Below are 23,727 nucleotides of genomic sequence, written 5' to 3' on the forward strand. Positions count from 1 at the left end.
GCCTCGTCCGGGTCCGGTGAGGGGGCCTCTCCCGGGTACGCCGGGGGTGCCCCTTCCGGGTACGCCGGGGCCACGTCCTCCGGATCCGTCGGCACACCCGGCTCCGGAGGCGCCGAAGGCCCGTCGCCCGGATACGCGGGCGGGCCCGCCACGGGGTACTGCGGCGGCGCCCCACCCGGATACGGCGGAGGTACCTCCCCCGGGAAGGACGGGGGCACCTCCCCCGGGTACGACGGGGGCATCTGCCCCTGGTGAGCCGAAGCCGTCTCCCCCGGGTACGACGGGGGCGTCTCCCCCGGGTACGACGGGGCCTCGCCCGGTAACGACGAAGGCACCTCCCCCGGGGGCTCCGGGGGCAGCTCCTCCGGGTGGTGCGGGGCCGTCCGTCCCCGGGAGGCGGGGGCCACCTCCCCCGGGTACGACGGGGGCGCTTCCCCCGGGTACTGCGGAGGCACCTCCGCCGGGAGGGGAGAAGCCGCTTCCGCCGGGTGGGCCGGGACCGGCTCCGCCGGGTGGGCGGGGACCGGCTCCGCCGGGTGGGCGGGGACCGGCTCCGCCGGGTGGGCGGGGACCGGCTCGCCGGGGAACCGTGACGGGGGCTGAGGTGGGTCGGGGGTGGGCTGTGGGGGTGTGGCGTCGGGCATGGTGGGGGCTCCTGGGGTGGTGGGGCGGGGTGGTCAGCCGGTCAGGAGGGCGCCCGGGAGGAGGACCAGGGCCACGGTGAAGCCGGCCATGCCGGCGCGCAGCCAGCCGTACTTGATCGAGACGATCCGGCTGTTCTCGATCAGGGAGGTGAGGACGGCGGAGTCCGGTGACCGGTCGGTCTCCCGCAGCGCTTCCTCCAGGGCCGCCCGGCCGTGGCGCGCGGCGCCCCTGATGTCGGCGAAGTGGGTGAGCGGCGCGCCGGGGGTCCAGTCGACCGCGCGGTATCGGGGGACGACTGCCATGAGCAGGGCGATCAGGGAGACGAGGAAGCAGGCGGCGCCCGTCCACCACATCACCTGGCCCAGGGCCGCGAGCTGCGTGGGGTGCCAGCCGCGTACGGCGAGCACGCCCACGAGCGCGGCCGCGGCCATGCCCTGTGCGGCCACGAGGACGGAGCCCTTGGTGTCGGCGCGGGCGGCCTCCAGGCGCAGTTCGGCGAGGAGGCGTTCGGCCGTGCGCCGTCCCGGCACGTGTACGGGGGCCGGGGTCGGCTGCGACTGCGGGGTGGTGGTCATCGCGGCGGCCTCGGAGGGGTCGGGTATCCGAAGACCTCGCCCGCCTCTTCGGCGTCGGCGGCCTCCGCCGGCGGCTGTGCCGGCGGCGCCTGGGGCGGGATCGGGGCGGCTTCCGGGGGCGTCGGATCGGCCGTGCCGGGGGGCAGTCGGCGGTCTCCGCCCTGGTACAGCTTCGCGCTGAGGACCTCCTTCATGACGTTCGCCGCGAGCCGCCGCGGTTCGTCCATCTGGTGCTCCTCCAGGCCGCCGGGCCCGCCGCCGAGCGCCTGGAGGGCGACGTTGAGCTGGTTGTCCATCAGGCGGAGCTGGTCGGCCCGGAGGTTCTCCATGATCAGGCGGGTGTCCTCGGGGTGCCGGGCGAGCTGGAAGGCCATGGCGGCGGGGCCGCCCCGCTCCAGGTAGTACGTGTAGAAGTCGATCTTCTGCGCCTCGATCGCCTGGAGTTCGAGCTCCTGGTTCCCGCGGGCGACCCGGCGTTCGTGGTCGAGGGCCTGGCGTTCGAGCTCGACCCGGTGCTGCTGCCGGCCCTGCGCGAGGGCGCGCTGCGCGGCGAGTTCGTCCTCGCGCATGAGGAGGCCGTGCCGGGGTTCGAGCTGCTCCTGGGCGAACGCGATCTCCCGCAGCCGCCGGGCCTGTTCGAGGGCGGCCTCGTCGCGCCGGATCCGGAGGCCGCAGTGGACGGCGAGCCCGGCCGCCGCGCCGATCGGTCCGGCGCCTTCGAGGGCCTTGCGGGCGTGGAGTTCGGCGGCGCCGCTGTCCTCCATCGCGTAGCCGCGGAGCACGGGCCGGAGGATCTGCTCGACGGAGCGCCGCACGAGGGCGGGCACGTCGCGCTCCCCGCCGGCGACGAACGCGGCCGGGTCGGTCACCTGCCAGGTGCAGTCGAGCGAGACCTCGAAGAGGAAGGCGTCGTTCTGGCTGGCGAGGGCGAGCACGGCGGTCGCCTCGTGGCGCCCGGTGTCGACCTCGTACACGCTCGTCCAGCGGCGGGTGGCGAGCTCGGTGCGGCTGGGGCGGCTCGGCGGCAGGAAGGTGTCGAGCGCCCCCTGCGCGGTGGTGAAGACGAGCGCGTGGTCGATCCGGGTGGCCCGCAGCGGCTTGAAGCGGGACAGTTCCTGGATGGTGATCACGGGGTCGGCGAGGACGGTGTGACGGTGGGCGTCCTGCTGCCACTGGGGCGGCTGGTTCATCATCGTGACGCTGCTCCTTGGAACGGTTCGTACGAGGGGCCGGAGGGATCGGAAGGGCCGGCGGGGGCGGCGGGCCGCGCTCCGGAGAGGGCCTCGCGCAGCCGGAGGGCGACCGCCACCGGCACCGGGCCGAGGGCGGGGTCGACCGGTTCGGCCCGCAGGTTCTCCAGGAGGTAGGCGAGCCGGCGGTGGTCCTCGGCGGAGACGGCGAGGAGCGGCAGCAGCCCGGCGAGCGCGGCCTCGGCGTCCGGGTCGGAGTCCGCGGACCGGACCCAGACGCGCAGCACGTTGAGCCCGGACGCCGAGCAGACGGGGTCGTTGAGGACGCTGCGCCAGAGCGCGGCGAGGGCCTGGCGCAGGGCCGCCCCGTCCGTGCCGGGGGTGGGATCGGCCCGGCCGAACAGGTCGAGCAGCAGCGGGCGGCCGAAGCCGTCGGGACCGTCGGTGGGGCCGCAGGCGTGCACGAGGGCGCGCAGCACGAAGTCGCGGGTGGTGCCGCGGGCGAGGCCCGGCAGGTCGACCCACAGGTCGGCGGCGGCGCTCCAGTCGCCCCGGCCGGCCGCTTCCTGTCCGCCCGCGAGGAGGAGAGCGGCGGCGGACTGGGCGAGTTCGTCCCGCTCCTCCGCCCAGCCGCGGACCGGCCCGCCGCGCGCCTCCATGCCCCGTACGGCCTCGGTGAGGGCGGTCAGGGCCTCGCGGGGGAAGGCGTCGCCGACGAGGGCGTAGGCGCGGACGGCGGTCCAGCGCAGCCGGTGGTCGGGGGCGGTGCACCACTCGGCCAGGATGCGGGAGACGTGGGGGGCGCCGAGGTGGTGGGCGAGGGCGAGCGCGTTGGCGGCGGCGAGCCGGGCCCGCAGCCTGCGGCCGCCCGCCCAGCCGCGTACGAGGAGGGCCATGGCGGACGGCAGGTCGGCCTGGAGCATGACGGCGGCGGTGGCGGCGGCCCGGGTGCGGACGACGGGCCGGGGGTCGTCGGCGAGCCGTCGCAGCCAGGTGACGAGGGCGGGGCGGGAGGAGGGGTGGCCGGTCCAGACCTCGCGGAGCAGGGTGAGCGCGGTGAGCTTGTCGCGGAACTGGACCTTGGTCTGGAGGACCGGTCCCCACTCGGTCTGCTCCGGCTCCTGGTACCGCTCGGCGAGGGCCTGTTCGACGCGCTGGGCGCTGGAGGTGCCGAAGACGGGGATGCGGGCCGGTTCGCCGGGGTTCTCGATGCGCTGGAGGAGTCCGTACAGGCTGTCGCCGAGTTCGGCGGTGAGCGGGTAGGGGGCCTCGTCGAAGGTGGCGAGGGCGATGAGGAACGCCTTGTCGTGGAGGGTGTGTTCGCCGCTGTCGAACCAGGCGCGGACCTGCCGTTCGGCCGCGACGTGCCCGAAGGAGCCGAGCGCGGCGAGCGTCACCGTCCCGCGTGCGTGACCGGCGACGTGGTCGGCGAAGCGGGCGGTCTCGGCGACCGGCCGGTGGTGGGCGAGGACCGCCTTCACCTCGGCGAGTCCGAGGAGTTCGGCGACGGCCCGCCCGGCCAGGTCCTTGGTCCGCAGGTGTCCGGCGAGGAGGGCCTCGGGCGCGGGCGGCCGCCACGCCACATGGCCGATGCCCGTGGGGACGGCGGGGTGCGGTCCGGTGACGAGGACGAGGTGGCCGTCGGTGGCCTGGAGCCGTTCGCCGAGGGCGCGGAGGTGGTGTTCGAGCAGGGGGCGTTCGGGGGTGGCGGCGAAGTCGGCGACGACGTGGCCGCAGCCGTCGCGGAGTTCGCCGGCGAGCCGGCCCGCGCCGAGCCCCGGGTCGAGGGCGCGGTAGGAGCGGGCGCCGGCCTCGCGCAACAGCATCAGGGCGGCGGAGTGGCGGCCGGTGGTGGCGGGTCCGGAGAGGATCACGACGCGGCGCGTCCTCAGCACGTCGAGCGCGCGCCCGAACGGCCCGTCCGCCTCCGGCCCCTCCGGCCCTTCTGGCCCCTCTTGCTCCTCCCGGCCCTCCCGGCCCTCCCGGCCCTCCCGGCCTTCCCGGCCCTCCTGGCCGGCGGCACCGTCCCCGTCCTCGGCGCGCGGCCGTACGAAGAGCCGGGCGAGGTCCTCGACCTCCGTGGCGGGAATCTCGCCGGAGCGCTCCTCGGTGTCACCGCCGAGGTGGTACTCGACCACCTTGCTGCCGAGGACGACGTCGCCGGTGACGTGGCCGCCGCTCACCCCGTGCTGGTCCCCGGCCACGACGGAGCCGCCGATGCGGGCGGAGCGGCCGAGCATGAACCCGGGACTGTGCCGGTAGAGGTCGCGGCGGGAGTGCCAGGCGTACTCGGTCTCCGTGTCGGTCCCGTCGTACTCCGTCTCCGCGGCCGCGTCGGCGGCGGGTGCGCCCTCGGTCGGCGGCGGGGCGCCCGGCTCGCCGGGGGCGGGGGGCTGTTCCCGGGGGACGCTCACGTCCGGCTCCCATCGGTGCCGCCGAGGACGACGTCGCCGTGGACGGTGCCGCCGCTGACGCCGTGCTGGTCCCCGGCGACGAAGGAGCCGTGGACGACGGGGGCGCCGTGGAAGTGGAACACGGGCGCGGACCGCGCGGGCTCCGGCTCCGGCTCCGGCTCCGGTGCGGAGGCGCGCTCCGGCTCCGGCTTCGACTCCCTTGCGGGCGGGCCGGGTTCGGCCGACGGGGCCTGCGGTACGGGACCGGGCTCGGTCCCTGCCTCCGCGGCCCGGCCGGGCTCGGGGTCCGCCGGCTCCCCGGCCCCCTGGTGGATCCAGGCGGCCAGGACGCCGTCCTTCACCGTCACGTCGGCGGACCGGAACAGCTCCGGCCGGACGCCCCGGTGTCCGTGCCGGACGATGCCCTCGTAGACGGGCGCGCTGACGGCGAGGACGGCGTGCTCGTGGGGGCGGGCGGCGAGCGCCGCGCGCAGGACGTCGGCGTCGAGCAGGCGGCACGCCTGGTTGAGGTCGTGGCCCACGATGCCGCCGGTGGTCCTGGCGTGGGGGTCGTGGGCGACCTCGCCCGCGGCGAGGACCATCCGCAGCCGCATCTGCGCGCTGTCCGAGGCGAGCAGGTTGTGCTCGTGGAGCAGGTCGGGGGTGGTGGTGAGGAGGGCGCGCAGCAGGGCGGTCTTGGCGACGTCCCCGCTGAGGAGCACGATCAGGCCGTCGCCCCGGTCCTCGCGGTACTGCTGGGTGGGCTCGACGCCGGCCGCCTCCAGCGTCTGGTCGACGAGGTTGTTCAGGCGGCGGCGGAGCACGGCCTGCACCACGTCGTCGCGGCGGCTGAACTTCTCGATGTCGAGGAGCAGGATGGTCCTGTTGACGGGCTCGCGCATGGACGCCTTCCACTGGTGACGGGGCCTTCGGTGGGGCCGTGGGGATGTCGCGACGATGTCAGTCGCGGGGGGATCGGGGCGACGGCAGCGGGCACACCCCGTCTGTGACCGTGTGCACAGAACGCCGGGGGTGCGTCGCGGGGGGGCGCGCGGAGGCGTCCGGAGCATGTCGGGGGTCACGCGGGGTGACGCGGGGGTGCCCCGGGGGCGCGCTCAGGTGGTTCCGGCGCGCGCGATCCGGCGGAGTACGTCAGGTCGTACGACGACGAGGCCGCGCCGGCCGGTGCGGACGATGCCGCGTTCGCGCAGCTGTTTGAGGAGGCGTGCGACGGCCTCGCGGGAGGCGCCGACGGAGCCCGCGAGTTCGCTCTGGGTGAGTCCGGCGGTGAGCTGGACGCCGTCGGCGGACTCCTCGCCGTGGGTGCGGATGAGTTCGAGGAGCAGCAGCGCGAGGCGTTCCTGCACGTTGAGCGAGGCGTACTGGACGCGGCGGCGGTCGCTGTCGCGGGTGCGGTCGGCGGTGAGGGCGAGCAACTTGCGGGCGATGCCGGGGCGTTCGTCGAGCAGGGCGCCGAAGCGGTCGGCGTCAAAGGCGAGGGCGTCGACCTGTTCGAGGGCGGTGACGGTGGCGCCCCGGGGCCGGCCGCTGAGGAGGGCCTGTTCGCCGACGATGTCGCCGGGGCCGCGGAGGGCGAGGAGCGCCTCGTAGCCGTTGGGCGCGGCGGAGGTCACCTTGGCCCAGCCGGAGAGGATGACGAGGACGTGCGTGGAGGGTTCGTGCTCGCGTAAGAGGATCTGGCGGGCGGGGAAGACGAGGGGGCTTCCGCTGCGTAACAGCGTCTGCCTGTCGTCGGATTCCAGCCGCGCCACGAAGGGCACCTGGTCCTCGAACTGCGTCACCTGTCTTCTCCCGCCCCGCCCGCCTCTTCCGGGCCGTTCCCGCGCCTGGGACAAGCCGGGAGGTTAGCGCATCGGAGCGCGAGCTTCCTCCCGGGCGCCGGAAAGGGCGGCGGGGGTGGGGCCGTCGGGGCGGACGGTGAGGCCGTAGGCGGTTCGGGCGGGGTGGGAGCGGAAGCGGGGGACGGGGCCGGGCAACAGGTGTTCGAGGAGGGCGACGGACTCCCGGAGGGCGAACTGGAGCCCCAGGCAGGCGCGGGGGCCGATGCCGAACGGCAGGTAGGCGCCGGGGTGACCGGGACGGCGGCCGGGGACGGTGAAGCGGGTGGGGTCGAAATCCTCGGGCTCGGGCCAGAGTTCGGGGTCGCGGTGGGTGAGGTAGGGGCAGACGAGGAGGTCGGTCCCGGCGGGCAGGGCGTGGCCGGCGAGGGTGTCGGCCTCGGGTGCGTGGCGGGGCAGGATCCAGGCGGAGGGGTACAGCCGGAGCGTCTCGTGGACGAGCGCCTGAACGGCCCGCTGCCGTTCGGGCGAGCCCTCGGGCCCGGCGGCGAGGGCGTGTTCGCGGGCCTCGGGATGGCGGTCGAGGAGGAGGTACAGCCAGGTCAGGGTGGTGGCGGTGGTCTCGTGTCCGGCCACGAGGAGGGTGACGAGCTCGTCGCGGATGAGCCGGTCGGTGTACTCGGGCCGGGTCTCGGCGGCCTCGACGAGGACGCGCAGCAGGCCGGGGCCGTCGGGTCCGGGGCCGGCGTCGCGGGCGGCACGGACGGCCCGTTCGGCGACGGCGTCGATCCGGGCGATGTCGGCGGCGACGGCCGTCCGGGCGGCGAACGTGTCGGCGGGCAGGCTCGGCAGCACGGCCACCACGGCGGCGACGGCGGCGAGTTCCCGCTCGGTGTCCGGGTCGAGCGGATGGCCGGTGAGGGCGCGCCAGATGGTGTCGAGGGCGAAGCGCCGCATCTCGTCGCCGAGGTCGAAGACCTCCCCGGTGCGGGCGTACGCCTCCCAGCGTGCGGCCGTCACGCGGGCGGCGGCGGCGATCCGCTCCTCGTAGCGCCGCATCCCGGGTCCGGTGAACTGGGACTGGAGGAGGCGGCGCTGGCGCTGCCAGGCCTCGCCGGTGGCGGACAGGACGCCGTCGCCGACGAGGACGCGGGCGCGGTGCGAGCGCTTGACGTACCGGTCGGGGTGCTGGGCCAGGACGTGACGGACGGCGTCGGGGTCGGTGACGAGCACGGTGGGCGGGGCGCCGGGCGCGGGACGGAACGCGCCGATGCCGCCGAGCCGTTCGCGCACGAGGGTGAGCAGGTCGACCAGCTCGCCCCCGTCGGCGTGCCAGCGGGCCACGAGGTCGGGGTCGAGTTCGGGGATGCCCACGGAGCGGCTCCTGTTCGGCGTCCGCACGCCCTCGCGTGCGGGAGGGGTGGCGCGCGGTCACCTCGCACTCTAGGGGCGCGGTGGCGCGGGGCGACAGCGCGCCACCGGTCGGGTCGTCGCCCCGGCGTGGCGCGAAGTGGGCCCTGTCCGGGGTGCGTTCGGCCCCTTGCGCGCGGAGGATCGATACGCCGCTTCCGTTGACGTGCCCGCAACAGTAAGGAAGCTTTACTTACAACAGGCATCCGGCAGGAGGAGACGACCCACCATGCGCAGAGCGATTCCGGCCGCGGCCGCGGCGGCCCTCGCCGGCCTGGTCGCCGCGGGGCTGCCGACCGCGTCGGCCCGAGCCGACACCGCCCCCGCCCTCACCGCCTCGGTCGCCCGGGCCGGCGTCTGGAGCAACGGCTACGGCGCCGACGTGACCGTGGCGAACTCCGGGGACGCCCCGGCGACCGGCTGGACGGTCGAGTTCGACCTCCCCGAGGGGACCTCGGTCAGCAGCCACTGGTCGGCCACGAAGACCCAGAGCGGCCGGCACTACACCTTCACCAACGTCTCCTGGAACGGCTCGGTCGCTCCGGGCGGGACGCAGGGCTTCGGCTTCAACGCGAGCGGCCTCGGCCTCCCGCTCAACTGCACGGTCAACGGCGCTCCCTGCGCGGGCGGTACCCCGACACCCACACCCACACCCACGCCGACCCCGACACCCACCCCTACGCCCTCGCAGACCCCGACACCGACTCCCACCCCCACCACCGCCCCGCCCACCGGTCCCGTCGTCGACGTCGCCACGGCGGCGGAGCTCCGGGCCGCGCTCGCCTCGGCCGTGCCCGGGCAGACGATCCGGATGGCCCCCGGCGAGTACCGGGGCTCCTTCGTCGCACAGCGGCCCGGCGCGGCGGACCGGCCGATCACGCTCACCGGCCCGCGCACGGCGGTGCTCGTCAACGACGGGCCCACCGGCAGCGGCCCCTCCTGCCCCGTCCCGACCGCCGGCTGGGACCCGGGCTACGGCCTGTGGCTGTACGGGGCCCCGTACTGGAACCTGGAGGGCTTCACCGTCCGGGACTCCAAGAAGGGCCTGGTCGTCGACGCCTCCCCGCACGTGACGGCGGACGGGCTGTACGTGCACCGCGTCGAGGAGGAGGGCGTGCACTTCCGCCGCTCCTCGGCGGACGGCGTGCTCCGCGACTCGACGGTCGAGGAGACGGGCCTGGTCCAGCCGGGCTACGGCGAGGGCGTGTACATCGGCTCGGCCGGCTCCAACTGGGGCTGCCACGGCAACGAGGGCGGCGCCGACCGCTCGGACCGGGTGCGGGTGGAGAACAACCGCATCGGCCCGAACGTCGCCGCCGAGGCGATCGACGTCAAGGAGGGCACCTTCGGCGGCGTCATCCGCGGCAACACCTTCGACGGGCGCGGGATCACCGGCCAGAACTCGGCGGACTCGTGGATCGACGTGAAGGGCGTCGACTACCTCATCGAGGGCAACACCGGCACGTTCACCGCGCCGGGCACCTTCGCCAACGGATACGAGACCCACAACCCGGCCACCACGCCCGCCTTCCCGAACGGCTGCGGCAACGTCTGGCGCGGCAACGACTCGGACCTGGGCGGGGTGGGCGCGTACGCCGTCAAGGTCACCTCGACGTCGAAGTGCCCGGGCCGGCTCAACGTCGTCCACGCCTCGAACACCGTGCGCGGCGCCACGAGCGGGCTGACCAACATCGCGGTCACCCCCTGAGCCCCGATTCCCGGTCCGGCTCCCCGTCCTCCTCTCCGTACGACTCGAACCAGTGCCGGTCGAAGTACCGGGCGGTGGAGAAGGGGTGGTGCCGGTCGGTGAGCAGGCGGTACAGGAACTCGGTGATCGTGCCGTCGAACCTGACCCAGGAGTCGTAGTCGTCCTCGACGGCGACGATCGGCCAGCGGTCGGGATCGCGGCCCTCGGTGAGCCAGTAGAACGTGTCGGCCTGCTCCGTGTCCCCCCACGGGAGCAGGCCGCCGGGCGCGGGGTACACCTCGTACGGCTCCCAGAGCCTGCCACCGTGCACGCGCACGTGCTCCGCCAGCCGGATCGCGTTCCCGGCGAGGTCCGCACCGCGCCCGCCCGAGGTGGGCACGTACAGCCGGAGGTAGCCGTCGAAGGCGCCCTCGCCGAAGACCTCGGCGAGCTGCTTGTAGTCGACGGGGAGCGCCGTGCCGAGCCGGGCCTCCACCGCCGCCCAGTCGACCGCGTGGCGGGGCGCGCCCGGGCTCCTGCCGGTCGCGGCGAGGACCCCGCCCAGCCAGGTGGACCCCTCGGGGAGCCCGGCGGCCGCGCCCCGGCCCTCGGCGACGAGCAGCACGGGCCGGACGCCGAGCGGACCCCGTACGGCTCCGAGGCCGATCCACCGTCCGCCGTGCGACCAGCCCCGCATGCCGACGACACCGTCCCCGAAGGGCGCGAGCAGCGGCAGTCCGGTGAGATCGGTGACGGACGGGTCGACGGCCCCGTCCCGCGCGAGGCTCCGCGCCCGCCCGTACTGCTCGACGAGCGCCCGCCGCAGGGCGTCGAACGCCGCCTCGCCCTCCGGCGCCGTCCTGCAGACGTGCCCGTCCGGGTGCCCGGGCTCCGCACAGCGGAGTTCGTCCGTGTCGGACCAGGCCCGACGCCGAACCCAGGCGAGGAGCTCTTCGAGAGCTTCGCCCGGGGCTCCGTCGGGGGTTTCGTCGTACGCGTGCGGCAGGTTCATGCCAGGTATGCAACCAGAGGCCACCGACAGCCGGCGCCACCGGGCCTCCGCACCCTGGCGGTAAATTCTGAATGGTGGTTCACTTCTTCCATGGCCTACCGCAAGACCCCCGCCGAGCTCCGCCGGCTCGAAGCCGCCCGGGAGCACCTGGTCGCCTGCGCCACCTCCGTCGTCGCCGAGGTGGGCTGGGCCCAGGCGTCCGTGACGGCCGTCGCCGACGCCGCCGGCATCGCGGCCGGCTCCGTCTACCAGCACTTCCCGTCCAAGGCGGCGCTCGCCGTGGAGGTCTTCCGGCGCGCCGCCGGGCGCGAGGTCGAGGTCCTCGGCGAGGTCCTGGCCGAGCCCGGCGACCCCGTCGAGCGGCTCAGCCGCGGCGTCCAGGTCTTCGCCCGCCGCGCCCTGGAGAACCGCGGGCTCGCCTACGCGCTGCTGGCCGCCCCGGCCGAGCCCGCCGTCGGCGCCGAGCGGCTCGACTTCCGGCGCCGCTACCGCGCGCTCTTCGCCGAGGTGGTGCGCGAAGGCATCGCGGAGGGGGTGCTTCCGGAGCAGAACGGGGAGATCACCGCCGCCGCGCTCACCGGCGCGGTCGGCGAGGTCCTCGTCGACCCGCTCGGCACCCCGGGCACGACCACCACCGACGCCCTCCTCGCCGAACTCACCGCGATGGCGCTGCGCTGCGCGGGCGCCCCCGCACCCTGACCACCGCCGCCCTCCCCACCCGGCACACGCAAACGCCCCCGCACACGCACCCGTCGCCATTCCCCGTCCGCCCGACACCGCCTTCCGGAGGAGCGCACACCGTGACCACGACTCCCGGCTCCGGCCCCGCCCCGAGCACTCCCCAGAGCCGTCCCACCGCCGTGACCCACACCGTCACCAACCAGACCCCGCCGCTCACCGGCCACGACGCCGCCGACGACCCGGTGCTGCTCGAAGGCGTCGTCCGGGAGGGTGCCGGCTGGCACCTGGACGACCTGCACCGGTTCGGCCGGGTCGTCACCGGCGAGGAGGCCCAGCACTGGGCCGACCAGGCCAACCGCAACGAGCCCGAGCTGCGCACCCACGACCGGTACGGCAACCGGATCGACGAGGTCGAGTTCCACCCGGCGTACCACCGGCTGATGGACCTCTCCGTGGGCGAGGGCATCGCGGGCGCCGCCTGGGCCGACGAGCGGCCCGGCGCCCATGTGGCCCGCGCCGGCAGCTTCATGCTCGCCACCATGCTGGAACCGGGCCACCTGTGCCCGGTCTCGATGACGTACGCCGTCGTCCCCGCGCTGCGCCACTCCCCCGAGCTCGCGAAGACGTACGTGCCGCTGCTCACCAGCCGGTCGTACGAGCCCGGTCTGCGCACCCCGACGGAGAAGCGCGGGCTGCTCGCCGGGATGGGCATGACCGAGAAGCAGGGCGGCAGCGACGTCCGCGCCAACACCACCACCGCCACCGAACTCCCGGACGGCACCTGGCGGTTGCGCGGCCACAAGTGGTTCACAAGCGCGCCGATGAACGACCTCTTCCTGGTCCTCGCGCAGGCGCCCGGCGGGCTCTCCTGCTTCCTCGTGCCGCGCGTCCTGCCCGACGGCAGCCGCAACACCTTCCGGATCCAGCGGCTCAAGGACAAGCTCGGCAACCGCTCCAACGCCTCCAGCGAGCCGGAGTTCGACGACACGGTCGCGTGGCTCGTCGGCACCGAGGGCAAGGGCGTGCGGACCATCATCGACATGGTGACGATGACCCGCCTGGACTGCGTGCTCGGCTCCGCCGCCGGCATCCGCGGCGCGCTCGCGCAGGCCGCCCACCACGCCCGCCACCGCTCGGCGTTCGGCGCGACGCTGATCGACCAGCCGCTGATGCGCAACGTGCTCGGCGACCTGGCCCTCGAATCGGAGGCGGCCACCACCCTCGGCCTGCGCCTCGCCGGCGCCGCCGACCGCGCCCGCCTCGGCGACGAGCGCGAGCGCGCCTTCCTCCGGCTGGCCACCGCCGTCGGCAAGTACTGGGTCTGCAAGCGGCAGCCGGCCGCGGTCGCCGAGGCCCTGGAATGCCTCGGCGGCAACGGCTACGACGAGGCGTCGGGCATGCCGCGCCTGTACCGCGAGGCCCCGCTCAACAGCATCTGGGAGGGCTCCGGAAACGTCAGCGCCCTCGACCTGCTGCGCGCCCTGGCCCGCGAACCGGAGGCCCTGGACGCCTTCCGTACGGAGGTGGAGGCCGCGTCCGGCGCCGACCGGCGGCTCGACGCGGCCTGGACCGCCCTCCAGGGCGAGCTGCGCCTCACCGAGGACGCCCCGGTGCGCGCCCGCAGGATCGCCGAGCGGGCCGCGCTGGTCCTCCAGGGCTCGCTGCTCGTCCGGCACGCCCCGGCGGCGGTGGCCGACGCCTTCTGCGCGTCGCGCATCGAAGGCGACCAGGGCCTCGCCTTCGGCACCCTCCCGCCGGGCACGGACTTCGCGGGCCTCCTGACGCGCCTGCCGGTCTGACCGCCCCGCCGGTCCGACTCCCCCGAGGAAGGTCCGCCCCCGCCACGGAAGATCTCCGCGGCGGGGGCGAATCCTTTTCGGGGCCCGCCGCCTCCTATCCCCGTACCGGCCGCACGGGCCGGTCGCCGGAAGGAGACACCATGCTGGTCACCACCCTCGTCGTCGTCGGAGCGGTCCTCGTCGGAGCCTGCTCCTGGCACCTGCTGCGGCGGTACCGGAGCCGGGCCTGACCCCGCCCGGTCCCGGCCCCGAGTCCGCGGAGCACGACGAGGATGAGCACATGAACCGACCCTTCTCCTGGCCCGACGAGCGGCTGGTCAAGGCGGCGCAGGACGGCGACGTCGCCTCGCTGACCACCGTCGTCACGGAATCCCAGCCGCACGTGCGGAAGTTCGCCCTCTCCCTGTGCGCCTCGCCGCAGGACGCGGAGGACGCGGCGCAGGAGGCGCTGATCATCCTGTACCGGAAGATCGGCACCCTGCGGGCGTCGGGGGCGCTCGCCTCGTGGATGTTCCGCATCGTGCGCAACGAGTGCCTCCGGCACGTGCGCCGGCTCGCCCGGTGGGGCGAGGAGCCGGAGGCCGGGCCGGAGGCGGCCTCGGAACCCTCCGCCGAGGAGGCCGTCCTGCACCGCCTGGAGGCGCGGCGGATCGCCGCCGCCGTCGGCGCCCTCCCCCGCGACCAGCGGCAGGTCCTGATCATGCGGGACGTCCAGGGCCTGCCCGGCCGGACCGTGGCCCACGCCCTCGGACTGAGCAACGCGGCGATGAAGTCCCGCCTCCACCGCGCCCGCACCACCCTCCGGCAGTCCCTGACGGCCCCGGACCCGGCCCCCGGGGCCCGCCCCTCCGAAGGAGACCCGCACCCATGACCACCGACACCACCCCGGTCCCCGACTACGCCAGCAGGTCCGTCCCCCGCCACCTCGCGCGCGGCGCGCTCGGATTCGGGCTGGTCATCGGCGCGGTCGCGCTGGTGCCGGTGACCGGGCCCGTCAGCCTGCTCGCCGCCCCGCTGGCCCTGGTCGCCTTCCGCGGCTGCCCCACCTGCTGGGCGGTCGGCCTGGCGCAGACGATCTCCCGGGGCCGTCTGGAGCGGCGGTGCGCCGACGGCGTCTGCACCCTCGCCAAGGCCCACCCGCACCCCGCCGCGCCCTCGCCCCGGACGTGAATTCCCGCCGGTCCGCGGGGGCCGGCTGTTACGCTGGTGGGGACGTTGATCGTGTATCGAGGAGAGCAGCAGACGTGGCGGGTGACGACGACATCTCCGGGTGAGATCCGGAGCTGACGGCCACCGGAAGCGCCGAGGCGCGCACACCGGGGTGGCCCGTTCGTCGTACCCCAGTACTCAGTCCCCCGTCTGCCCGGGGCGGAGCCGTGCCCGCGCGCCCGCCGCCGCCCCCTCCCTCCCCGCGAGGTCACCTTCATGTCCCACGCCACCGTCGTCTGCTCCGGCCTCTCCTTCTCCTGGCCCGACGACACCCCCGTCTTCGACGAGCTGTCCTTCAGCCTGACCGCCGGCCGTACGGGCCTGGTCGCGCCCAACGGCTCCGGGAAGAGCACCCTCCTGAAGCTCATCGCCGGCGAGCTGCGGCCCACCGGGGGCTCCGTCACGGTCGACGGCACCCTGGGCCATCTGCCGCAGAGCCTCCCGCTGACCGCCGGCCTCACCGTCGCCGACGTCCTCGGCGTCGCCGACGTCATCCGCGCCCTGGACGCCGTCGAGTCCGGCGACGTCGCCGAGGAGCACTTCGCCACCATCGGCGACGACTGGGACATCGAGGAACGCACCCGCGCCCAGCTCGACCGGCTCGGGCTCGGCGCGCTCGCCCTCGACCGCACGCTCGGCACCCTCAGCGGCGGCCAGATCGTCTCCCTCGGGCTCGCCGCGCAGCTCCTGAAGCGGCCCGACGTGCTGCTGCTCGACGAACCGACCAACAACCTCGACCTGGAGGCCCGGCACAAGCTGTACGACGCGCTGTCCGACTTCGACGGCCTCCTCCTGGTCGTCGCCCACGACCGCGCGCTGCTCGACCGCATGGACTCCATCGCCGAGCTCGGCTCCTCCCGACTGCGCCTGTACGGCGGTGACTTCACCGCCTACGAGGAGGCCGTGCGCGCCGAACAGGACGTCGCGGAGAAGAACGTGCGCCACGCCGAACAGGAACTGAAGCGCGAGAAGCGGGAGTTGCAGCAGGCCCGTGAGCGGGCCGAGCGGCGGGCGAGCAACGCCGCCCGCAACCTCAAGAACGCCGGCCTCCCCAAGATCTTCGCCGGCACCATGAAGCGCGGCGCCCAGGAGTCCGCGGGCCGGGCCGGGCAGACCCACGCCTCCCGGGTCGGCGAGGCGCAGGCCCGGCTCGACGAGGCCGGGCGGTCGCTCCGGGACGAGCAGCGGCTGGTCCTCGACCTGCCCGACACGCAGGTGCCCGCCGGGCGCGACCTGTTCCTCGGCGAGGGGCTGAAGGTCCGGCACGACGGCCGCGAGCTGTTCGGCGCGGGCGGTGTCGACCTGTCCGTGCGCGGTCCCGAGCGGATCGCGCTCACCGGCGCCAACGGCTCGGGGAAGACCACCCTGATGAGGATCGTCGCCGGCGAACTCGCCCCGGACGCGGGGCGGATCAAGCGGGGCGGCGGGCGCGTCGCCGTCCTCTCCCAGCGGCTCGACCTGCTCGACGCCGAGCGGACGGTGGCGGAGAACTTCGCCGCGTTCGCGCCCGAGCGGCCCGAGGCGGAGCGGATGAACCTGCTCGCCCGCTTCCTGTTCCGCGGCGCCGGGGCGCATCTGCCGGTCGGGGTCCTGTCCGGAGGCGAGCGGCTGCGGGCCACCCTCGCCTGTGTGCTGTACGCCGAGCCGGCCCCGCAGCTGCTGCTGCTCGACGAGCCGACGAACAACCTCGACCTGGTCGGCGTGGGCCAGCTGGAGGGCGCGCTCCAGTCGTACCGGGGCGCGTTCCTCGTGGTCAGCCACGACGAGCGGTTCCTCGCCGAGATCGGGGTGGACCGCCGGCTGCGGATCGAGGACGGCACGCTGCGGACCGCGGAGGCTCCCGAGGAGGCCATGGGGTGACGCGGAGTCTGGTAGGAAACCTTACTATCGGCTAGCATCCCGGCAGCGGCCCGGCGCGGCGGCCCTCCCCGAGGGGCGTGACGCGCTCAGCGAGAGCTCTGACCCGGCCGCCGAGCATCACCCCGTCGTGTGGCGCCCCGAGCGCCACGCGGTCGGTCGTCCGCGCCCATGTCCCAGGGTGTTCGCCCTTGGGCGCGGACGGCCCACGCCGTGGTGCCCCGGCACGGTGTCCAGCTCTCCCCCTCAGGCCAGGGAGCCCAGGTATGCGCCTGTCCGCCTCCGCCCCATCCCGCCGCACCACCACCCCCTTCTCCCTCGTGCTCGCCGCCGTGCTGCTGCTCGTCGGCGGGCTCCTCCTCGCCCTGCCCGACCGGGCCGGGGCCGCCGCCGACACCCTGATCTCCCAGGGCCGTCCGGCCACGTCGTCCTCCGTCGAGGACGGCACCTTCGGACCGGAGAAGGCCTTCGACGGCGACTCCGCCACCCGCTGGGCCAGCGCCGAGGGCGTCGACCCGCAGTGGCTCCGCGTCGACCTCGGGCCGTCCGCCACCGTCTCCCGCGTCAAGCTCGTCTGGGAGGCCGCCTACGCCACGGCGTACCGCGTGGAGATCTCCGCCGACGGCGTCACCTGGACCCGCCTCGCCACCGAGACCGCGGGGAACGGCGGCACCGACGACTGGACCGGACTGACCGGACAGGGCCGCCACCTGCGCGTGTACGGGACGGCGCGCGGCACCCCGTACGGCTACTCGCTCTACACGGTGGAGGTGTACGGCACCAGCGGCACGACGCCGCCCACCGGCTCCTTCACGGTCGTCGCCGCCGGTGACATCGCCGCGCAGTGCACGGCCTCCAGCAGCTCCTGCGCCCACCCGAAGACGGCCGCCCTCGCCCAGCGCCTCGCGCCCGCCTTCTATCTGACGATGGGCGACAACCAGTACGACGACGCCCTGCTGTCGGACTTCCGGAACTACTACGACAAGAGCTGGGGCGCCTTCAAGGCGAAGACCCGTCCCGTCCCCGGCAACCACGAGACGTACGACCCGGCCGGCCCGCTCGCCGGCTACCGGGCGTACTTCGGCTCGATCGCCTACCCGCAGGGCGAGCCGTACTACAGCTACGACCAGGGCAACTGGCACTTCGTCGCCCTCGACTCCAACTCCTTCGACGACCCCGCGCAGATCCAGTGGCTCAAGGACGACCTCGCCCGGAACACCAAGGGCTGCGTCGCCGCCTACTTCCACCACCCGCTGTACTCCTCCGGCGGCCACGGCAACGACCCCGTCTCCAAGCCGGTGTGGAAGATCCTGTACGCCGCCGGGGCCGACCTCGTCCTGAACGGCCACGACCACCACTACGAGCGCTTCGCCCCGCAGGACCCCGACGGGCGGGCCACCGCCGGCGGCATCGTCGAGATCGTCGGCGGCATGGGCGGCGCCGAACCCTATGACATCGAGACCGTCCAGCCGAACAGCCAGAAGCGGATCAGCGGCACCTACGGGGTGCTGAAGCTGGACCTCACCGACACCACCTACACCTGGCAGTACGTCGGCGTCGACGACCGGGTCAAGGACTCCGCCCCGACCTACACCTGCCACTGATGTACCTCGCGACCACCGGTCGCCCGGACGCGCCGCCCGCCCCCCGGGGGGTCCGGCGGCGCGTCCCCGGCACCGTCCTCGCACTCGGCACGGTCAGCCTGGTCACCGACGTCTCGTCCGAGATGGTGACCGCCGTCCTGCCGCTGTACCTGGTCCTCGGACTCGGCCTCTCCCCCCTCCAGTTCGGGCTGCTCGACGGCCTGTCGACCGGCGCCACCGCCCTCGTACGGCTCCTCGGCGGCGCCACCGCCGACCGCGGCGGGCGGCACAAGACGGTCGGCGGCCTCGGCTACGCCCTCTCCGCCCTCTCCCGGCTGGGCCTGCTCCTCGCCGGCGGCGCCACCGGCGGCATCGCCGGGGCCCTCGCCGCCGACCGGCTCGGCAAGGGCGTCCGCACCGCCCCGCGCGACGCCCTGATCACCCTGCACAGCCCGCCCGAGGACCTCGGCCGTGCCTTCGGCGTCCACCGCGCCATGGACACCACCGGCGCCCTCCTCGGCCCGCTCGCCGCCTTCGCCCTGCTGTGGGCGACGGCCAACGCGTACGACGCCGTCTTCGCCGTCAGCTTCTGCGCCGGGGCCTTCGGCGTGCTGCTGTGGCTCCTGCTCGTCCCCGGCCGCGCGCGCCCCGCCGCCCCCGCCCCGCCGCCGGCGCCGCGCGCGCGTACCGGACCGCTCGCCGCGCTCCGCTCCCCCGGCCTGCGCCGGACCGTGCTCTGTGCCGCGCTCCTCGGCGCGGCCACCGTCGGCGACTCCTTCCTCTACCTCCTGCTCCAGCGCCGGCTCGCGCTCGACCCGACCTGGTTCCCCTTCCTGCCGCTCGGCGCCGCCGCCGTCTTCCTGCTGCTCGCCGTCCCGGCCGGCCGGCTCGCCGACCGCCTCGGCCGGCGCGGCCCCCTCCTGTACGGGCACGGGGCGCTGTTCCTCGCGTACGGCCTCCTCCTCGTCCCGCTGCCCGACGCGGTCGTCCTGCCCGGCGTCCTCGTCCTGCTCGGGGGCTTCTACGCCGCGACCGACGGCGTCCTGATGGCGCTGACCGGCCCCTTCCTCACCGAGGGGCGGCGGGCGAGCGGGCTCGCCCTCGTCCAGACCGCCCAGGCGCTGGCCCGGGTCGGCGCCGCCGTCGCCTTCGGCGCCCTGTGGACCGCGAGCGGCCCGGAGACCGCGCTCGTCTGCGCCCTCGTCGCGCTCGCCACCGCCGTCTGCTGCGCCGCCCGCCTCCTCCCCCGGGACCCCTCCCCCGGGCCCCGCGACCGCCGCGAGAGGACCGACTGACCCATGCCCGACCTGACCGACGCCACCACCCGCACCCGCGTGTGGATCATCGTGCTCGCGCTGCTGCTGCTCGGCGGCGGGGCCACCGCCTACACCCTGCGGGCGGCCTCGGGCCGCGCGGCCGCCGTCGACGGGCCCGCCGAACCCGGCTTCGTCCTGGACGGCGGGGCCGGCGCGCTCTACGCCCGGGACTCCGCCACCGGCCGGATCGCCCGCGTCGACCCGGCCGCGCCCGGCGGCCGAGCGGCCCGCGGCCCGGTCTGCGACCGCTTCCACGCGGCCGGGGGCACCGTCCTCTGCCTCCGGCGCCGGCCGGGCGTCCCGGCCCGCTCGTACGCGCTCGTGCTCGACCGGGAGCTGCGCGAGGTGCGCCGGATCGGCCTGCCGGGCGTCCCCAGCCGGGCCCGGGTCTCCGCCTCCGGCTCGCTGCTCGCCTGGACGATGTTCACCACCGGCGACTCGTACGCCCGCTCGTCCTTCTCCACCCGCACCTCGCTCCTCGACCTGCGCACCGGCTACCTGGTGAAGAACATCGAACAGATCCCGCTGACCCTCGGCGGCCGGCGCCACCACGCCCCCGACGTCAACTACTGGGGCGTCACCTTCGCCGCCGACGACAACCGCTTCTACGCCACCGTCTCGACCGGCGGGCGCACCCACCTCGTCGAGGGCGACCTGGCGGCCTGGTCCGCCCGCGCGCTCCGCGAGAACGTCGAGTGCCCGTCCCTCTCCCCCGACGGCACCCGGATCGCGTTCAAGAAGCGGATCTCCCCCGGCCCGCGCGCACCCTGGCGCCTGTACGTCCTCGACCTGGCCACCGGCCGCGAACACCCGGTGGCGGACGACCGGGGCTTCGACGACCAGGCCCTGTGGAAGGACCCGCGCACGCTCGTGTACGGGCAGGGCGGAGGCGTCTGGTCGGTCCCCGCCGACGGCACCGGCTCCCCCCGACTCCTCGCCTCCCGGGCCTCCTCCCCGAGTCTCGCGACGGAGCCCTCCGCCCGCTGACGGAGCACCGCCTCCGGGGAGCCGCGCGGCCTCCGGCCGGAAAGATGGGGGACGTGCCCCCATGTCCCCGGTCCGTCCCCCGGGTCAGCATGGGTCCGGCACGGCGACCGGTCGGTCCGGGACCGCGGAGGAGGAGCGATGGCGACTGGGGAGAAGCGGGACGTCGGGAACGGCGCCGGCTTCGCGCCGGAGCGGCACGACCGGTCCGAGCGGGCCGAAGGGGGCGCCGGCCGGCTCTCGTTCGGGGACGAGCGCTGGTGGCGACGGGGGACGGTCGCCGTGCCGCAGGTCGGGGCGGGTCGGTACGCGGAGCCCGTGGCGCTGGGGGCGCCGGACTGGGCCGAGTTCACGCTGGCGGCCGTGGGGGCGGCGCCGGAGGAGCCGGTCGTCCCGGAGGGGGAGCTTCACGGTCTCGGCGGCTTCGAGCGGGTCGTCGCGCCGTTCGCCGACCGCGCCGGGGAGCGGCTGGCGGCGGGCCTTCCGGAGGGCGTACGGGGGCGGGTGGACCTGGGGGCCGTCCGCGCCGACCTGGAGCGTCACCTGCGCCGGCGGCTGGCGCGGGCGGCCGCCCGCGCCCTGGTGCTCGACCTCCACGAGGCGCGCGGGGCGGGGCGGCTCGACGGGGCCGATTCCCGGGCGCGGTTCCGGGACTTCGTGGCGCGCGCCGGGACCCGCGACGGTCTCACGGCGCTGCTCGCCGGGCGGCCGGTGCTCGCGCGGATCCTCTCCCGGGCGAGCCTCGACGCCGCCGACGCCCTCGCCGAGATGCTGGCGCGGCTCGCGGACGACCTGCCGGTCGTCTCCGAGCGGCTGCTCGGCGGGGATCCGGGCCGGCTGGCGGGGGTGGAGCCGGGCGCGGGGGACGGGCACGGGGGCGGCCGTTCCGTGATGCTGCTGCGGTTCGAGGGCGGGGCCCGGCTGGTGTACAAGCCCCGGCCGATCGGCGTGCACCGCCACTTCAACGAGCTGGTGGCGTGGTTCAACGGGCTGCCGGGCGCGGTGGACCTGCGGACGCTCCGGCTGGTCGACCGGGGGCGGTACGGCTGGGTGGAGTTCGTCGAGGCGCGGGGCTGCGCGGAGCCGGCGGAGGTCGAGGCCTTCTACCGCCGCCAGGGGGTGCTGCTGTCGCTGCTGCACGTCCTCGACGGGACGGACCTGCACCACGAGAACCTGATCGCCGTCGGCGGGCATCCGGTCCTGGTCGACCTGGAGACGCTGTTCCATCCGCCGTTGACCGGGGCGGTCGCCGAGGACCCGGCCGCGCACGCCCTGCACGACTCGGTGTACCGGGTCGGGCTGCTGCCGCAGCTGCTCGTGGGGGACGACAGCGCGCTCGACGTGTCCGGGGTGGGCGGGGGCCGGCAGGCGGTCTCCCCCGTGGTCCGGGCCGACTGGGCCGACGCGGGCACCGACACCATGCGTCTGGTGCGCCGGGCGGGGACCATGGGCGAGTCCGCCAACCGGCCGCGGCTGCACGGCGAGCCCGTCGAACCGGGGGCCCATGTCGAGGCGATGTGCGCCGGGTTCCGCGCCGGGTACACGGCGATCAGCCGGGCCCGTGAGGAACTGCTCGCCCCCGGCGGCCCGTTGGAGGCCTTCGCCGGCGACGAGGTGCGGGTGGTGGCGCGCCCGACCTGGGTGTACACCATGCTGCTCGACGAGTCGACCCACCCGGATCTGCTGGCGGACGCCGCGGCGCGGCACCGGATCCTGGAGACGCTGCGCGGCGACGAGCTCGGCGCCGCCGCGTTCCCCGGTCTGGAGGACGACGAACTCGCCCAGTTGTGGGCGGGGGACGTGCCGCTGTTCACCGCGCGCCCCGGCGGGACCCGGCTGCACGGCCGCGGCGGACGGCCGACGGCGGTGGAGACCGCGCGTCCCGGGCTCGCCCGGGTCCGGGAGCGGATCGCCGCGCTCGACACGGTCGACCGGCAGGACCAGGAGTGGATCGTCCGGGCCGCGATGGTGACCTCGTCCCGTGCGCCCGCGCACCGTCCGCGGGGCAGCCGGCGGGCCCGTACCGCGGACTACGCCCCCGAGCCGGAACGACTCCTGTCGGCCGCCCGGTCCGTCGGCGACCAGCTGGTGTCGCAGGCCTACCGGGGCACCGGGCGCACCAACTGGATCGGTCTGGAGCTGCTGGACGAGCGGTACTGGCGGATCGGGCCGATGGCCGCGGACCTGGCGGGCGGGTACACCGGACCGGCCCTGTTCCTCGCCCAGTTGGCCGCGCTCACCGGGGCGGGACACTACGCGGAGGCGGCCCGGACGGCGCTGGCGCCCGTCCCCGGTCTCCTGGACGCGCTGCACGAACACCCGGACAACCTGGCCGTGGTGGGCTCGGGGGCGTTCACCGGGCTCGGCGGCATCGCCTACGCGCTGGCCGAGACGGCCCGGCTGCTCGACGATCCCGAGGTCGGCGAGTGGGCGGCGCCCGCCCTGCGCCTGACCGGCGCGGCGGCCCTGTCGGAGCACGAGCACGGGTACGGCTCCGGTACCGCCGGCGGTCTCGTCGCCCTGCTCGCCGGGCACCGGGCCGCCGGCGGGACGGAGACCTGGCGGGCCGCCCGCGCCTGCGCGGACCGGCTCGTCGACCTGCTCGCCGCCGGGCGGCTGCGGGGGCGGCCCGACATGGCGACGGGGCTCGCGGGGGCGGGGTGGGCGCTGCTGCGGTTCGCCGAGGCGGGCGGCGGCAACCACGCGCGGCGGGCGGGCGTCGCCGCGCTGCGGGAGGCGGTCGGCGGCGATCCGTCCGGCCGTTCCGGCGCCTGGTGCCGGGGGCGTGCCGGGATCGCGCTGGCCGTCCTGGACGGTGCGGGCGCCCTGGACGACCCGCTCCTGGCCCGCTGGGCCCGGGAGACCGTCGGCGCGGTGGCGCGGGGCGGGCCGTCCGGGGACGACAGCCTCTGCCACGGGGAGACGGGGCTGCTCGAACTGCTCGGCCACGGCGCGCTGCCGGAGGCGCGTCCGCACTGGGTGCGGCGGGCCGGGGCGCTGCTCGCGGCGGTCGAGGAGGCCGGCCCGGTCTGCGGCACGCCGGACCGGGTGGCGCATCCCGGCCTGCTGACCGGGCTCGCGGGCGTGGGGCACGGCCTGCTCAGGGCGGGCTTCCCCGACCAGGTGCCGCCGGCGCTCCTCCTGCGCCCGGCCGTACGGGCCTCGGCGCCGCCGGGCCCGGCGGGCGGCGGGCCGGTACCGGCTCTCCGCGGCTCCCCCTGAGCGCGCGGGGCAGGCGCGCGACCACGACGACATCCAGCGGTGCAGCATCACACCAACCACGAAGGACGAGGCGGGAATCATGCAGATCAGCCACTCGGTGACGCACCTCGACGGCGCGCAGGAGAACACGGCCCAGGGGCACCCCGCGGGCGAGGTCACGATCGGTGTCGGCGGGCGGCTCGGCATGCGCAGCAGGCTCCTGCGGGCCTCGGCGGCCGACCAGGCGGGCTACTCCGCGGACATGCCGTTCACCACCTTCACCATCACCTGCGCGGACTGACGCAGGACCGCCTGACAGTTCGTCACGGAGCGTCATCCGCACGGTGGTCGAGGGTCCGGGGCCAGCCCCGGGCCCTCTGCCGCGC

At 75.8% G+C, this 23,727-nt stretch carries 18 protein-coding genes; 11 read left to right on the top strand and 7 right to left on the bottom strand.

Features of this window, described 5'->3' with window-relative positions:
* Positions 1 to 677: 677 nt before the first annotated feature.
* From AB0E19_RS04875 to AB0E19_RS04900, 6 genes are all read right to left on the bottom strand, one after another.
* Positions 678 to 1,220 (bottom strand): Pycsar system effector family protein, encoded by a 543-nt coding sequence (locus AB0E19_RS04875; RefSeq protein ID WP_362173314.1) that lies wholly within the window; start codon positions 1,218 to 1,220, stop codon positions 678 to 680.
* Positions 1,217 to 2,413 (bottom strand): PE-PGRS family protein, encoded by a 1,197-nt coding sequence (locus AB0E19_RS04880; RefSeq protein ID WP_362173317.1) that lies wholly within the window; start codon positions 2,411 to 2,413, stop codon positions 1,217 to 1,219. Before AB0E19_RS04880 ends, AB0E19_RS04875 begins: the two co-directional genes overlap by 4 nt.
* Positions 2,410 to 4,824, bottom strand: coding sequence for a hypothetical protein (locus tag AB0E19_RS04885; protein ID WP_362173320.1), 2,415 nt, complete (start codon positions 4,822 to 4,824; stop codon positions 2,410 to 2,412). The genes AB0E19_RS04880 and AB0E19_RS04885 overlap by 4 nt, the downstream gene beginning before the upstream one ends.
* A complete protein-coding gene (locus tag AB0E19_RS04890) occupies positions 4,821 to 5,705 on the bottom strand; it encodes a hypothetical protein (RefSeq protein ID WP_362173323.1) in 885 nt (294 codons plus the stop codon). The genes AB0E19_RS04885 and AB0E19_RS04890 overlap by 4 nt, the downstream gene beginning before the upstream one ends.
* Before the next feature lie 213 nt (positions 5,706 to 5,918).
* Positions 5,919 to 6,605: a Crp/Fnr family transcriptional regulator gene (locus AB0E19_RS04895; RefSeq protein ID WP_362173326.1), complete on the bottom strand. Its 687-nt coding sequence runs from the start codon at positions 6,603 to 6,605 to the stop codon at positions 5,919 to 5,921.
* 63 nt (positions 6,606 to 6,668) lie between these two features.
* A complete protein-coding gene (locus tag AB0E19_RS04900; protein WP_362173330.1) occupies positions 6,669 to 7,976 on the bottom strand; it encodes a cytochrome P450 in 1,308 nt (435 codons plus the stop codon).
* 265 nt (positions 7,977 to 8,241) lie between these two features.
* On the opposite strand from AB0E19_RS04900, the gene AB0E19_RS04905 reads away from it, so the two are divergent.
* Positions 8,242 to 9,720, top strand: coding sequence for a cellulose binding domain-containing protein (locus tag AB0E19_RS04905; RefSeq protein ID WP_362173333.1), 1,479 nt, complete (start codon positions 8,242 to 8,244; stop codon positions 9,718 to 9,720).
* Here the strand turns inward: AB0E19_RS04905 and AB0E19_RS04910 are convergent.
* On the bottom strand, positions 9,710 to 10,711 hold the full coding sequence (locus AB0E19_RS04910) for an SMI1/KNR4 family protein (RefSeq protein ID WP_362173336.1): 1,002 nt from the start codon (positions 10,709 to 10,711) through the stop codon (positions 9,710 to 9,712). The genes AB0E19_RS04905 and AB0E19_RS04910 overlap by 11 nt on opposite strands.
* 90 nt (positions 10,712 to 10,801) lie before the next feature.
* Between AB0E19_RS04910 and AB0E19_RS04915 the strand changes: the two genes are divergently transcribed.
* The 10 genes from AB0E19_RS04915 to AB0E19_RS04960 all read left to right on the top strand — a co-directional run bounded on the left by AB0E19_RS04915 (position 10,802) and on the right by AB0E19_RS04960 (position 23,642).
* Positions 10,802 to 11,410 (top strand): TetR/AcrR family transcriptional regulator, encoded by a 609-nt coding sequence (locus tag AB0E19_RS04915; RefSeq protein WP_362173339.1) that lies wholly within the window; start codon positions 10,802 to 10,804, stop codon positions 11,408 to 11,410.
* Between the two features lie 101 nt (positions 11,411 to 11,511).
* Positions 11,512 to 13,191 carry an acyl-CoA dehydrogenase family protein gene (locus AB0E19_RS04920; RefSeq protein ID WP_362173342.1) on the top strand — a complete coding sequence of 560 codons (1,680 nt, stop codon included), beginning with the start codon at positions 11,512 to 11,514 and terminating at the stop codon, positions 13,189 to 13,191.
* Between the two features lie 280 nt (positions 13,192 to 13,471).
* Complete coding sequence (locus AB0E19_RS04925; RefSeq protein ID WP_362173345.1) at positions 13,472 to 14,062, top strand: RNA polymerase sigma factor; 591 nt, start codon at positions 13,472 to 13,474, stop codon at positions 14,060 to 14,062.
* Positions 14,059 to 14,361, top strand: coding sequence for a hypothetical protein (locus AB0E19_RS04930; RefSeq protein ID WP_362173348.1), 303 nt, complete (start codon positions 14,059 to 14,061; stop codon positions 14,359 to 14,361). Before AB0E19_RS04925 ends, AB0E19_RS04930 begins: the two co-directional genes overlap by 4 nt.
* 255 nt (positions 14,362 to 14,616) lie before the next feature.
* A complete protein-coding gene (locus tag AB0E19_RS04935; protein WP_362173351.1) occupies positions 14,617 to 16,260 on the top strand; it encodes an ABC-F family ATP-binding cassette domain-containing protein in 1,644 nt (547 codons plus the stop codon).
* 263 nt (positions 16,261 to 16,523) lie between these two features.
* Complete coding sequence (locus AB0E19_RS04940) at positions 16,524 to 17,861, top strand: discoidin domain-containing protein (RefSeq protein ID WP_362173354.1); 1,338 nt, start codon at positions 16,524 to 16,526, stop codon at positions 17,859 to 17,861.
* A complete protein-coding gene (locus AB0E19_RS04945; protein ID WP_362173357.1) occupies positions 17,861 to 19,135 on the top strand; it encodes an MFS transporter in 1,275 nt (424 codons plus the stop codon). Before AB0E19_RS04940 ends, AB0E19_RS04945 begins: the two co-directional genes overlap by 1 nt.
* Before the next feature lie 3 nt (positions 19,136 to 19,138).
* Positions 19,139 to 20,143: a hypothetical protein gene (locus AB0E19_RS04950; protein WP_362173360.1), complete on the top strand. Its 1,005-nt coding sequence runs from the start codon at positions 19,139 to 19,141 to the stop codon at positions 20,141 to 20,143.
* Positions 20,144 to 20,281: 138 nt separating this feature from the next.
* Complete coding sequence (locus tag AB0E19_RS04955) at positions 20,282 to 23,362, top strand: type 2 lanthipeptide synthetase LanM family protein (protein ID WP_362173363.1); 3,081 nt, start codon at positions 20,282 to 20,284, stop codon at positions 23,360 to 23,362.
* Between the two features lie 79 nt (positions 23,363 to 23,441).
* Entirely contained in the window at positions 23,442 to 23,642 is a 201-nt protein-coding gene (locus AB0E19_RS04960; protein WP_362173366.1) for a hypothetical protein, read from the top strand.
* Positions 23,643 to 23,727 lie beyond the last annotated feature (85 nt).

Source organism: Streptomyces sp. NPDC047974 (assembly GCF_040653375.1).
Classification (GTDB): Bacteria; Actinomycetota; Actinomycetes; order Streptomycetales; family Streptomycetaceae; genus Streptomyces.